Raw genomic sequence first — 12,373 nt, 5'->3', positions numbered from 1 at the left:
CTCATCCCTGACTTCACAACAACAATTCGGGAGTCCCCATGAGACTGCTGCGCACCCTTGCGCCCTTCGCCCTGGCAGCCATCGCCTCGGCCGCACACGCTGCACCTACCGTCAGCATCTACAACTGGACCGACTACATCGCCCCGGACACCCTCGCCGGCTTCCAGAAGACCACCGGGATCAAGCCGGTGTACGACGTCTTCGACTCCAACGAGACCCTGGAAGGCAAGCTGCTGGCGGGCCGTTCCGGCTACGACGTGGTGGTGCCGTCCAACCACTTCCTGACCCGCCAGGTGCAGGCCGGCGTGTTCCTCGAACTCGACCGCACCCAGTTGCCGAACTGGAAGCACCTGGACCCGACGCTGCTCAAGCTGCTGGAACAGAACGACCCGGGCAACAAGCACTCGGTGCCCTACCTGTGGGGCACCAACGGCATCGGCTACAACGTCGCCAAGGTCAAGGAAGTGCTGGGCGTGGACCGCATCGACTCCTGGTCGGTGCTGTTCGAGCCGGAGAACATCAAGAAGCTCAGCGCCTGCGGCGTGGCGTTCATGGACTCGCCCGACGAGATGATCCCCTCGGTACTCAACTACCTGGGCCTGGACCCCAACAGCACCAACCCGGCGGACTATCCCAAGGCCGAGGCGAAGCTCGTGGCGGTGCGTCCGTACGTCACCTACTTCCACTCCTCCAAGTACATCTCGGACCTGGCCAACGGCAACATCTGCGTCGCCTTCGGCTACTCCGGCGACGTGTTCCAGGCCGCCGCCCGCGCCAAGGAAGCCAAGAACGGCATCGAGATTGCCTACAGCATTCCCAAGGAAGGCGCGAACCTGTGGTTCGACCTGATGGCGATCCCCTCGGATGCGACCCATCCCGAGCAGGCCCTGGCGTTCATCAACTACGTCCTCGACCCGAAGGTGATCGCCGGCATCAGCGAATACGTCGGCTACCCCAGCGCCAACGCGGACGCCAAGACGCTGCTGCCCAAGGAGATGCAGAACAACCCCGAGGTCTACCCGAGCCAGGCCGTGCTCGACAAGCTGTACATCGCCAAGGCGCCGCCGCCCAAGATCATGCGCCTGATGACCCGCAGCTGGAGCAAGATCAAGTTCAACCAATGAGCCGAGACCGACCCATGAAACACACCGAGGAGCACGCCGCGTCCTATTACGCGGCGACCGCCCGCGACCGCCAGCAATACCCCTCCCTGAGCGGGGACCTGCGCGCGGACGTCTGCGTCATCGGCGGCGGCTTCACCGGCGTGAACGCCGCCCTGGAGCTGGCTCGCCGCGGTCACTCCGTGGTGCTGCTGGAGGCCCGGCGCATCGGCTGGGGCGCCAGCGGGCGCAACGGCGGGCAACTGATCCGTGGCATCGGCCACGACGTCAGCGGCTTCGCCAAGTACGTCGGCGAGGAAGGCGTGCGCTACCTCGAGCAGGCGGGTGTGGACTCGGTGGCGCTGGTCGCCGAGCGCATCCGTGAACTGGCTATCGAGTGCGACCTGCGCTGGGGCTTCTGCGAGCTGGCCAATACCCCGGCGCAGTATGCCGCGATGGTCCAGGAGCAGGAGTCGCTGAGCCGTTCCGGCTACCCCCACGAAACCCGCCTGGTGCCGCCCGAGCGCATCCGCGAAGTCGTCGCCAGCGACTGCTACGCGGGCGGGCACATCGACATGGGCTCGGGTCACCTGCACCCGCTGGACCTGGTCAAGGGCGAGGCGCGCGCGGCGCAAGCGTTCGGCGCACAGATCTTCGAACAGAGCCCGGTGCTGCGCATCGAGCACGGTTCGACCGCTGTCGTGCACTGCGCCCAGGGCCGCGTGCTGGCGAAGAACCTGGTGCTCGGCTGCAACGCGCACCTGGACGAGCTGGAGCCGAAGCTGACCGGCAAGGTCCTGCCGGCCGGCAGCTACGTGGTGGCGACCGAACCGCTGTCCGAGGAACTGGCGGCGCAGCTGATCCCGCAGAACATGGCGCTGTGCGACCAGAAGGTGGGGCTGGACTACTACCGCCTGACGGCCGACCGCCGTCTGCTGTTCGGCGGCGCCTGCCACTACTCCGGGCGCGACCCGAAGGACATCGGCGCCTACATGCGGCCGAAGGTGCTCAAGGTGTTCCCGCAGCTGGAACAGGTGAAGCTCGACTACCAGTGGGGCGGCATGATCGGCATCACCGCCAATCGCTTCCCGCAGGTCGGGCGGCTCAAGAGCCAGCCGAACGTGTACTTCGCCCAGGGCTATTCCGGCCACGGGCTGAACGTCACGCACTGGTCGGCCAAGCTGCTCGCCGAGGCCATCCACCAGGGTGAAAGCAAGGGGCTGGACCTGTTCAGCGCCGTGCCCCACCTGACCTTCCCCGGCGGCAAGCTGCTGCGCTCACCGCTGCTGGCGCTGGGCATGGCGTGGTATCGGGTGCGGGAGCTGATCGGCTGAGCGACGTTGCCGGAGACGCATCGCGGACGGAGTCCGCTCCTACGCCAGCCGGTCAGGTAGGAGCGGTCTCCGTCCGCGATGATTCACCGCCTGCTCCGCCGCTGGGACCAGTGTAGGAGCGGGCCATGCCCGCGAGCCGCGGACAGCGTCCGCGCCATTCCCCAACAATCGAACGGCCGAGCCATTACCCGACGGGTTCGCGAGCAAGCTCGCTCCTACAGGTCAGGCCGGGTGCTCTTCGTAGGAGCGAGCTTGCTCGCGAACCGCACGGCACCGTTTCGAAAGAAAACGCAGCCCCGTCTCAGCCGCGCCCGCCCAGCTTTGCCGTGGTCTTGGGATACTCCCCGAACAGCGCGAAATACGACTGGGAAAACCGCCCCAGGTGCCAGAACGACCACTTCATCGCCACTTCGGCGACGGTCATCCCGGACTCGGCGGCGGCCAGCAGGTCGCGGCGCGCCGCATTCAGGCGACGGTTGCGCAACCAGACGATGGGCGGGATGCCCGCGTAATGCAGGAACGACTGCTGCAGCGTGCGCGGCGAGACGCCCGCTTTCGCGGCCAGGTCGCCCATGCCGAACTGCTCGTCGGGGCAGTCGTTGACCACTTCCTTGACCCGCTGCACCACGCGCTTGGCCTGGACGATGGAGCGCGCGCGGCGCTCTTCTTCCAGCGGCGCCTCGCAGAGCAGCGAGAAACAATGGGAGACGATGCTCTGCGCCACACCCGGCGCGTCCATCGGATCGTCGCCCCGGGTCGCACCGGCGAGCAGGTTGCTCAGCGAAGTCGCCACCGACTGGCAATGGCCCGAGCGCAGCGGCGTGAGCACCAGTTCGGCAAAGGTATCGGCGGGTTGGCCCCAGTTCGCCGCGTCCTTGATCACCACCGCCACCTCGCGGTAGTTCTCCGGCGTGACCCAGGCGTTGCGGGTGTCCCCGTCGAGCAGATAGAGGGCGTTGTCGGACATGTCGAAACTGAACACCAGCGCACCGGGCGGGGCGTGGAACTCCTGCTCCACGCGCAGGTTCATCTGCTCCTCGTAGAGCTCGATGCCCTCGACCTCCGCATGCAGGATGCGCCCGGCGAACCGCCCGGCGGACATCTGCGTGTACTGCTGCTCCCAACCAGGAATGGCTATGCGCTGCTGGTCTACTTCCTGTGCTTCGACAACCCGGATCGTCATACCCAGCCCTGCTGGTTTTTTCAGATGCGCAAGGCTAACAACCAGCGCTTTCCCGGCGCAAGCCAAACACAGCAGCCATCGGCCCTGGAGCTACTGACGACGGCTCCGTTCGTCGCCTATAGTCAGCCCCACTACTCCCGGCGCAAAGGACCCTCCATGCACCCGCTCATCCTGCCCATGGCCGCACAGGTGGCATGGGCCGCCTTCCTCTACGTGCTGCTTACCGTGGCGCGCGCACCGAAGATCTGGGGCATCGGACAGCGCGCCGATGGCAGCAACCCCTGGGCGGAGGTGGAGCCGCGCATCAGTGCCAACCTGTCCAATCAGTTCGAATGGCCGCTGTTCTTCTTCGCCGCCTGCCCAGCACTCGCTCAACTTCAGCGTCGCTTCCTGGCTCGCCTGGTTGTTCATCGCTGGCCGAGTGGCGCACAGCGGCGTGCAGATACTCACCCGCAACGTCCGCCTGCGCGGGCTGGTGTTCACCATCAACTTCCTGGCCGTGCTGGGATTGTGGGCGGCGGTTGTGCTGGCGCTCGCTGGCAAGCCCGCTGCCTGAGCGGCTACTGCAGCGAAGGGCCGCGCCGTCGCGTGGTGGCGATCAGCCCGGCCGCCCGCGCCCGCAGTTGCCCGCAGCCGCCCTCGACTTCCTGCCCGGCGCTGTTGCGCACCTTGGTCAGCACACCCCGGCTGTGCAGGTAGCGGACGATCTCGACGATCCGCTCGCCATCCGGCCGCTGGTACTGGTCGCCCTCCAGCGCGTTGAAGGGAATCAGGTTGAGCACGCCGAACTTGCCCTTGAGCAGGCGCAGGATGCCGTCGAGCTCTTCCTGGCTGTCATTGATGCCCTTGAGCAGCGTCCACTGGTACTGGATGGGGTAGTCCGTGGCGCGCGCATAGGCTTCGCCCTGCTCCACCAGTTCCTCGGGCGAAAGCTTCGGCGCGCGCGGCAACAGGTGCTCGCGCAGCGCGGCGTTGCTGGTGTGCAGCGACAGCGCCAGGGCCGGCTTGATCCGCTGCTGCGGCAGGCGTTCGAAGACGCGCGGGTCGCCCACGGTGGAGAACACCAGGTTCTTGTGGCCGATGCCGCCGTCGGTGCCGAGGCGGTCGATGGCCTCGAGCACGTTGTCGAGGTTGTGCGCCGGCTCGCCCATGCCCATGAACACCACCTTCTTCACCGGCCGCACGCGCCGCGCCAGCACCAGCTGGGCGACGATCTCGGTGGTGGAAAGCTGGCGCAGCAGGCCGCTCTTGCCGGTCATGCAGAAGCGGCAGCCCACGGCGCAACCGACCTGGGTCGATACGCACACGCCGCCGCGTGGCAACAGCACACTCTCCACCATCTGCCCGTCGGCCAGGCGCACCAGCAGGCGTTCGGAATGGTCGCCCGCCGGATGACGGGAATGGAGAGTCGCCAGCGCATCCAGCTCGGCGGCGAGCGGCCCGACGCCCTGGCGCACGCTCAGCGGCAGGAAGTCCTCGGTGGCCTGGCGCCTGGTGCCGGCATCCAGCGGCTTGCCCTGCAGCCAGGCACGCAGCATCCGCGCGCGGTGCAGGGGCAGCGCGCCAAGGTCGGCGAGGCGTTGGTCAAGGTCATGGATGTGCATGGGGCGCGAATCCTAACACCAGCGCAGGTCCGGGCGTAGCGCTGTCGGTCGCGTACCCGAACGACACGCGCAGAGGCTCATTCCAGAGCCGCCCCAGCGGTATTTTTGAGATGTTTCTTATTCAGTCGCCCGAGCCTGCGCCCTACAGTGCCGCCGCCCCGCCTCACCAGGAAGTGCGGGACATTGCACACAAGGAGTAAGCATGAAGAAGTTCCTGAGCGCCGCCGCACTGGTTTCGGCGACCGTCTTGGCCAGCGGCTGCACCAGCTACAACGTCAGTCAGCCCATCGCCCCGGTAGCGGGCGCGGTGAAGACTGACCTGAAGGCCGACGTCGCCGTCGGCGGCCCCATCAGCGGCCAGTCGCAGGTCAACATCCTGTTCGGCTTCATCAAGTTCGGAGGCGACAGCCAGTTCGCCGACGGCGTGACCTATGGCGCCGAAAGCGGCTCGGGCATGAGCCTGGCTGCATTCGATCCGGTGTCTTCGGTCAAGGCTGCTGCAGCCTACAAGGCCGTGAAAAGCTCCGGCTCCGACCTGATCGTCGCGCCGCGCTATGAAGTGTCCGTTCAGGACTACTTCTTCTTCAAGAAGGTCGACGTCAAGGTGACCGGCAACAAGGGCAATATCAACAACATCCGTTGATGCCCTGCGGGCGGGGCGCAATGCCCCGCCTTCGGCTGGAGCGAATGCGGCGGCAATGCTAGGGTCTGCCCATCGCACTGCCAGGACGTCGTCATGCACCGGATCGCCCCACTCCTCTTCCCGCTTCTGTTCGCCAGCCTCGCCCAGGCCGCCCCGCCGGACTTCGACGCCAAGGTGAACACGCTCGCCCAGCAGGTGATGCGTGACAACGGCATCGCCGGCCTCGCCATCGGCGTGACCGACCGCGGCGAGCAGCGTTTCTACAACTTCGGCGTGGCATCGAAGCAGAGCAGGCAACCGGTGAGCAGCGACACGCTGTTCGAGATCGGCTCGGTCAGCAAGACCTTCACCGCTACCCTCGCCGGCTTTGCCCAGGCCGTCGGCAAGCTCAAGCTGCAGGACAGCCCGACACGCTACCTCAAGGAACTGCGCGGCAGCGCCCTGGACAAGGTGACGCTGATCCAGCTCGCTACCCACACCGCCGGCGGCTTCGGGCTGCAACTGCCCGAGGAAGTGAAAACCCCGCAGCAACTCACTGACTACTACAAGGGCTGGCAGCCGCAGTACCCCGCCGGCAGCCAGCGCAGCTACGCCAACCCGAGCATCGCCCTGCTCGGCATCGCCACCGCGCGCGCGCTCGACGTACCGTTCAAGACGGCCATGCAACGCAACGTCTTCGCCCCGCTGGGGCTGAGCAATACCCACATCGACGTGCCGGTGACGCGTCAGGCCATCTACGCCCAGGGCTACGACAAGGACGACGCTCCGGTGCGGGTCAACCCCGACCAGATCGCCGACGAAGCCTATGGGGTGAAGTCCAGCAGCCGCGACCTGCTGCGCTTCGTGCAGATCCAGCTGGGCGAAGTCACGCTCGGTGACAAGCTGCGGGCAGCCGTGGATGCCACCCGCACCGGGTACTACCAGGTCGGCCCGATGACCCAGGACCTGGTCTGGGAGCAGTACGCCTATCCGCCCACGCTGGCAGAGCTGCAGCAGTACAACGGCAGCAGCATGCTGGACACCCAGCCGGTGACCGCGCTGCGCAAGCCACTGCCGCCGCAGCAGGCGGTCTGGGTGAACAAGACCGGCGCCACCGGCGGCTTTGGCACGTACGTGGCCTTCATCCCGTCGAAGCAGCGCGGCATCGTCATCCTCGCCAACCGCAACTACCCCAACGAGGTACGGGTCAAGCTGGCCTGGGACATCCTCTCGAAGCTCGACTGAGCGTTTGCTCATCATCTTTCTGTAGGAGCGAGCTTGCTCGCGAACCGTCTGTCCCGGCGCAGGACGGTCGCGAGCGTGGCTCGCTCCTACAGGCCAACCTCCGCGCCCCTGTAGGAGCGGGCCATGCCCGCGATCCGCGGACACAGTCCGCGCCCACCGCTGATACCGAAGCCGCGGGAAACCCTCGCGGACGGAGTCCGCTCCTACGCTCATGGGTAAGGTTCGGCGCAAGGGTTGGTCGCGAGCGTGGCTCGCTCCTACAGGCAACCTCCGCGCCCCTGTAGGAGCAGGCCATGCCCGCGATCCGCGGACACAGTCCGCGCCCGCCGGTCGCCTCCATCGATATCGGTGATGTTCTGAATCAAAATGCCGGTAATGCCCGCTGGCGGGCGAACCTGTAGCGTGGTCCCCTGACGCATTCCGCCACCCGAGGATCAGTGCCTTGCCCCGCCTCCCACTGCAACGCGCGCCCATCGACGACTACAGCCATTCCCCGCAGTACATCGCCGGCCGATTCCGCAACCTCAAGGCGCGCCCCGCCGACATGCCGGAGCCGGGCGCCGGCGTGCTCTGGGACCTGCTGTTCAACAAGCCGCGCAATACGGTGCCACGAGCCCCGGTGCCGGTGCGCGCGCTGAGCCCTGACGAGCTGCAACGGGCCCCCGACCACAGCCTCTACCGCCTCGGCCATTCCACCCTGTTGCTCAAGCTGCGCGGCGGCTGGTGGCTGACCGACCCGGTGTTCTCCGAACGCGCCTCGCCGTTTTCCTTCGCCGGCCCCAAGCGCTTCCACGCGCCGCCGATTGCCCTGCAGGACTTGCCGCCGATCCGCGGCGTGATCCTCTCCCATGACCATTACGACCACCTCGACCGCGCCACTATCGCCGTGCTTGCCGAGCGCGCGGACGTCTTCCTCACCCCGCTGGGCGTGGGCGACCGCCTGCTCGACTGGGGCGTGCCGGCGGAGAAGATCCGCCAGCTGGACTGGTGGCAGAGCACCACGGTGGACGGCCTGTGCCTGACCGCCACGCCGGCGCAGCATTTCTCCGGCCGCGGCGTGCGCGACGGCAACCGCACCCTGTGGTGCTCCTGGGTGATCGAGGACGATAGCCTGCGCCTCTTCTTCAGCGGCGACACCGGCTACTTCGACGGTTTCGCCGAGATTGGCCGGCGCTTCGGCCACTTCGACCTGACGCTGATGGAAACCGGCGCCTACAACGAACACTGGCCCTACGTGCACATGCACCCGCAACAGACCGTGCAGGCGCACCAGGACCTCAACGGCCGCTGGCTGCTGCCGATTCACAACGGCACCTTCGACCTGGCCATGCATGCCTGGTACGAGCCGTTCGAGCGCGTGCTGGCCATCGCCGCCGAGCGCGGGCTCAGCGTTACCACGCCGATGATGGGCGAGCGCATCGATATCCAGGCGCCGCACCCGGGCGAGCGCTGGTGGCGCGGCGTGGTCGCCGAGGAAGCACGCGCACCGGCGCCTCGCTGCGGCTGCCGCACCGCCCGCGAGAGCTGAGGCTGCAAGAGGCGAGGTCAAAGCGGACGGAGGCCATCGCGGACAGTCCGCTCCTACAGTGATACCCCAGCGCTCGGGCCCACCCCAACCCTGGCTGCGCGCCCCGCTCAGAGGGAGAGAGACCCTTCGGTGCAGGATGAAACTGCAGCGTCAGCCGGCACAATCTGCTCCCTCTCCCTCTGGGAGAGGGCTGGGGTGAGGGGGAGAACGTCGGCACAAACTTGCCAGAGAGAAGACAGTCACTACTACGCGAGATTGCACCACGAAACCATCAGCGTAGGAGCGAGCTTGCTCGCGAACAGCCCAGCTCCAGAGCCAAGGGTTCGCGAGCAAGCTCGCTCCTACGAAAAGCCCATTGGCGCAACTCGGTTTCAATCGCTGGCCAGCTCGAACAACTGCCAGCGCACCGAGCTGACACCCTTCTCCAGGCTGATGCGGCTGACCATGCGCTCCAGTTGCCCGGCAGCGCCGTGGCCACCGAGCAGTTCGGCGCGCACCTCCAGTTTCGCCGGGTTGGCCTGGTCTTCGCTGTGCAGCGATTGCAGGCGCAGTTCGCTGCTGTCCAGGCTGTGCAACATCAGGCTGCGTACCTGGATTTCATCCTCGGCGCGGCAAACGATGGCGACGCCGTAACGCTGCTCCGCCTCGCTGGCCGGCACCACGTCCTGGTGATTGATGCGCTGGGCGATGTCGCGCAGCAGGATGTTGGCGCAGAGCACCACCACACTGCCCAGCGCGGCCTCCAGCAGCAGCCCCATGCTGCACAGCACACCGATGGCGGCCGTGCACCAGAGCGTGGCGGCAGTATTCAGACCGCGCACGTTCAGGCCGTCGCGCATGATCACGCCGCCACCCAGGAAGCCGATCCCCGAGACCACGTAGGCGGCGATGCGCGGGGCATCCGCCGAGAGTCCCGGCATGGCCTGGGTCATCAGCACGAACAGGCAGGCGCCGGTGCTGACCAGCGCGTTGGTGCGCAGGCCGGTGAGGCGCTGGCGCAGTTGGCGTTCGGCGCCGATCAGGGCGCCCAGCAGGAGTGCCGCGGCGACCCGCAGCAGGAAGATTTTCCAATCCATGTTCCACCTCGTTCGCGGCGCTTGGCCGCTCCATGCGCCGGCCGGACGGCGCGCATTCGGGGGATGGATCGCGAGGGAGCGAAGGGCCGGGTGGCCCCGCAGGGGATGTGTGAAACGTCATCCGCAAGGATGCGTCTCGCCACTGTCCGCAACGCAGCGAGACAGGGGCAGGGTTCTGCCGGACGGCTCGCTGTTCAGACCTGTCGCAATCGACCAGGGCAAGTGTCCAAGGCAGGACTCCTCTTCAGATTCAAAAAAAAGCGACCGGACCCGGTGTGAGCACTGCCCGGGACAGCTCCGGCCGCGAGTCGTCATCATCCCCCGGCTGGCTTAAGGTTTTCTTAGGACACCATCGGCCCTACCATGACCCGCCCGCCACCTCGCACTGGAGAGCCGCATGCCGTCTGCCATCAGCACCCGAGAACACTGGATCGGCAGCGACCAGGGCCAGCTGTTCGCCCAGGACTGGACACCTGCCGGCGCGCAGGGCGAGCCGATCCTGCTGCTGCATGACTCGCTGGGCTGCGTGACCTTGTGGCGCGATTTCCCGGAGCACCTGGCGCACGCCACCGGCCGCCAGGTGATCGCGTACGACCGGCTGGGCTTCGGCCGCTCCGAGCGCTACCCCGGCACCCTGCCGCTGGATTTCATCGACGACGAGGCGCGGCGCTTCTTCCCCCTGCTGCGACAGCATTTCGGCTTCGAGCGCTGCGTGGTGTTCGGCCACAGCGTCGGCGGCGCCATGGCCGTGGCCTGCGCGGCGCAGCATGGGCAGGCCTGCGCGGTGCTGATCACCGAGTCCGCGCAGGCATTCGTCGAGCACCGGACCCGCGACGGCATCCGCGCGGCGGAATTGGAGTTCGCCCGCGAGGGCCAGCTGGAGCGCCTGCGGAAGTACCACGGCGACAAGGCCTTCTGGGTGCTGCGGGCGTGGGTCGATACCTGGTTGTCGGACGACTTCAGCGACTGGAACCTGGACGCCGAATTGGCGCAGGTACGCTGCCCGATCCTCAGCCTGCATGGCGAGCAGGACGAGTACGGCTCAGCGGCGCACCCCGAGCGCCTCACCGCTGTGCCCGGCGTCCCCAGCCAGCTGCGCCTGCTGCCCGATTGCGGTCACGTCCCGCACCGCGAGCAACAGCCAGCGGTGCTCCAGGCGGTGACCGAGTTCCTCCAGCACTATCTGCCCTAGGCCCCGTCCGCTGCCGGCTGCGGGGTTGCCGTCTGGCTGGAAAGTTGAATCAAAGGGCGCGCGGCACGGTCACTGACAACAGGCCCAGTCGCCTCCCGACATTCGGTGACGGGAGTGGGCCTCAAGGGCGCCGTTGCGATGACTCCACGGGGAACCCGCGCAACGGCCGGATGCTTCTTTGTGCGCAGGTAGGTTCGAACATGTGCCGCCTTGTTCCGCTGTTGTTGCTCATCGTGTGGACACCCGCCTCCCTCGCCGCCAGCCTCGGCTCCTCTTCCGACGAGAAAGCCCAGGCCGCGGTGACCAAGGCCGAAGCGCTGGAGCAACAGGTCGCCCATCCGGCCACGGCGGTGACCAGCCTGGCGCCCATCAGCAAAGCCGAAGTCAAGGCGCTGGACCCGGCCGGCAAGGCGCCGCTGGACGACGCCCTCACCTGCCTGTCCCGGACCATCTACTGGGAAGCCAAGGGCGGCGGCAAGGCGGACATGGAAGCGGTGGCCAACGTGGTGCTCAACCGCACCGGCCACAACGGCTTCCCCGACACCGTGTGCGGTGTGGTCAAGCAGGGCCAGGCGCAGAAGCATTGCCAGTTCTCCTGGTGGTGCGATGGGCGCTCCGACCAGGTGGAAGAAAAGAACCGCTATGACCTCGCCAAGGAAATCGCCCGTCGCGCGCTGAATCAGCAGCTGACCGACCGCACCCGCGGCGCCATGTACTTCCACGACCGCCACGCCTCGCCCGGTTGGGCGAAGACCTATATCCGCACGGCCGAGACCGACGAGTTCGTCTTCTACAAGCCGCGCGGCGGCGATGCGCGCTAGCTGGCGGAGCCGTCGCGCTGGGAGTCCATCCAGCGCACGAGGGCTTCGCCGAATTCCGGCGGCGCCTTGCGCCCGACGCGGCGCGCCAGGTCGAGCACGGTGTGTTGCGCCAGGGCCTCTTCCATGCGCTTCTGCGCGGTCAGCATGACCGCGTGGACCGAGCAGGTGCCGCAGGTCGCCCATTCCGGCGGCGAGCCGTCGAACACGGCGCAGCGGCCACGGATGTCACGGCATTCGAAGATCAGCTTGTCGCCATCGATGGCCTTGACGATGTCCAGCACGCTGATCTCGTCCGCCGGCCGCGCCAGGCGGAAGCCGCCACGCACGCCTTCGGTGGCCGCCACCAATCCGGCCTTCGCCAGCTTGGTGAACACCTTCGCCAGCAGTTCCTGCGGCACGCCCTGCAACTCGGCCAGCGCACGCACGCTGGAGTCGCGGCTGTCGCCTTTCTCGTCCGTCAGGAAGAGCAGGCAGTGAATCCCATACTCCACGCCCGCGCTGTATAAAGCCATCAAAAACTCCGACTAAATCAGTCGCACTATTATCGCGCCACGGCGGGCGTCCGATAAGCACTAAAGCATGCCGTCAGACGGGCTGTCACCCGCCAACCGTGAAGCTCAGGGCATTTGCGCGTTTGCCAAATCGACAGGCGTCAGGGGCCTTTGCTC

General features: G+C 67.1%; 12 protein-coding genes. 8 read left to right on the top strand and 4 right to left on the bottom strand.

The features are described 5' to 3' along the window. The first annotated feature begins 38 nt into the window (after positions 1–38). Together ACNFIA_RS16065 and ACNFIA_RS16060 are read left to right on the top strand one after the other, a co-directional pair. Positions 39–1,124, top strand: coding sequence for a polyamine ABC transporter substrate-binding protein (locus ACNFIA_RS16065; RefSeq protein WP_416786513.1), 1,086 nt, complete (start codon positions 39–41; stop codon positions 1,122–1,124). 14 nt (positions 1,125–1,138) lie between these two features. Continuing rightward, positions 1,139–2,434 carry an NAD(P)/FAD-dependent oxidoreductase gene (locus tag ACNFIA_RS16060; RefSeq protein ID WP_416786510.1) on the top strand — a complete coding sequence of 432 codons (1,296 nt, stop codon included), beginning with the start codon at positions 1,139–1,141 and terminating at the stop codon, positions 2,432–2,434. 301 nt (positions 2,435–2,735) lie between these two features. Here ACNFIA_RS16060 and ACNFIA_RS16055 read toward each other — a convergent pair whose 3' ends face one another. After that, positions 2,736–3,617: a helix-turn-helix domain-containing protein gene (locus ACNFIA_RS16055; RefSeq protein ID WP_416786507.1), complete on the bottom strand. Its 882-nt coding sequence runs from the start codon at positions 3,615–3,617 to the stop codon at positions 2,736–2,738. A 307-nt stretch (positions 3,618–3,924) separates the two neighbouring features. Here ACNFIA_RS16055 and ACNFIA_RS16050 point away from each other — a divergent pair, with 307 nt between their 5' ends. Further along, positions 3,925–4,173, top strand: a complete 249-nt coding sequence (locus tag ACNFIA_RS16050) for an MAPEG family protein (protein ID WP_416786505.1) — start codon at positions 3,925–3,927, stop codon at positions 4,171–4,173. A gap of 4 nt (positions 4,174–4,177) precedes the next feature. On the opposite strand, the gene ACNFIA_RS16045 is transcribed toward ACNFIA_RS16050, so the two are convergent. After that, entirely contained in the window at positions 4,178–5,221 is a 1,044-nt protein-coding gene (locus tag ACNFIA_RS16045; protein ID WP_416786502.1) for an RNA methyltransferase, read from the bottom strand. A 202-nt stretch (positions 5,222–5,423) separates the two neighbouring features. On the opposite strand from ACNFIA_RS16045, the gene ACNFIA_RS16040 reads away from it, so the two are divergent. From ACNFIA_RS16040 to ACNFIA_RS16030, 3 genes are all read left to right on the top strand, one after another. After that, positions 5,424–5,864, top strand: coding sequence for a hypothetical protein (locus ACNFIA_RS16040; RefSeq protein WP_259754575.1), 441 nt, complete (start codon positions 5,424–5,426; stop codon positions 5,862–5,864). A 93-nt stretch (positions 5,865–5,957) separates the two neighbouring features. Next, positions 5,958–7,088 (top strand): class C beta-lactamase, encoded by a 1,131-nt coding sequence (gene ampC / locus ACNFIA_RS16035; protein ID WP_416786499.1) that lies wholly within the window; start codon positions 5,958–5,960, stop codon positions 7,086–7,088. Between the two features lie 442 nt (positions 7,089–7,530). Then, positions 7,531–8,616 (top strand): MBL fold metallo-hydrolase, encoded by a 1,086-nt coding sequence (locus ACNFIA_RS16030; protein ID WP_416786496.1) that lies wholly within the window; start codon positions 7,531–7,533, stop codon positions 8,614–8,616. Positions 8,617–8,987: 371 nt separating this feature from the next. On the opposite strand, the gene ACNFIA_RS16025 is transcribed toward ACNFIA_RS16030, so the two are convergent. Next, positions 8,988–9,692: an MgtC/SapB family protein gene (locus ACNFIA_RS16025; RefSeq protein WP_259754573.1), complete on the bottom strand. Its 705-nt coding sequence runs from the start codon at positions 9,690–9,692 to the stop codon at positions 8,988–8,990. Between the two features lie 397 nt (positions 9,693–10,089). On the opposite strand from ACNFIA_RS16025, the gene ACNFIA_RS16020 reads away from it, so the two are divergent. Together ACNFIA_RS16020 and ACNFIA_RS16015 are read left to right on the top strand one after the other, a co-directional pair. Beyond that, complete coding sequence (locus ACNFIA_RS16020) at positions 10,090–10,884, top strand: alpha/beta fold hydrolase (RefSeq protein ID WP_416786493.1); 795 nt, start codon at positions 10,090–10,092, stop codon at positions 10,882–10,884. Between the two features lie 200 nt (positions 10,885–11,084). Next, positions 11,085–11,705, top strand: coding sequence for a cell wall hydrolase (locus ACNFIA_RS16015; protein WP_416786490.1), 621 nt, complete (start codon positions 11,085–11,087; stop codon positions 11,703–11,705). Here ACNFIA_RS16015 and ACNFIA_RS16010 read toward each other — a convergent pair. Then, entirely contained in the window at positions 11,702–12,217 is a 516-nt protein-coding gene (locus ACNFIA_RS16010) for an RrF2 family transcriptional regulator (RefSeq protein WP_416786488.1), read from the bottom strand. The genes ACNFIA_RS16015 and ACNFIA_RS16010 overlap by 4 nt on opposite strands. Positions 12,218–12,373 lie beyond the last annotated feature (156 nt).

It is taken from the genome of Pseudomonas sp. NY15437, assembly GCF_048068435.1.
Lineage (GTDB): Bacteria > Pseudomonadota > Gammaproteobacteria > Pseudomonadales > Pseudomonadaceae > Pseudomonas > Pseudomonas nitroreducens_B.
Note: the sequence above shows the minus strand (reverse complement) of the source record. Positions and strands in the feature narration are given on the sequence as shown.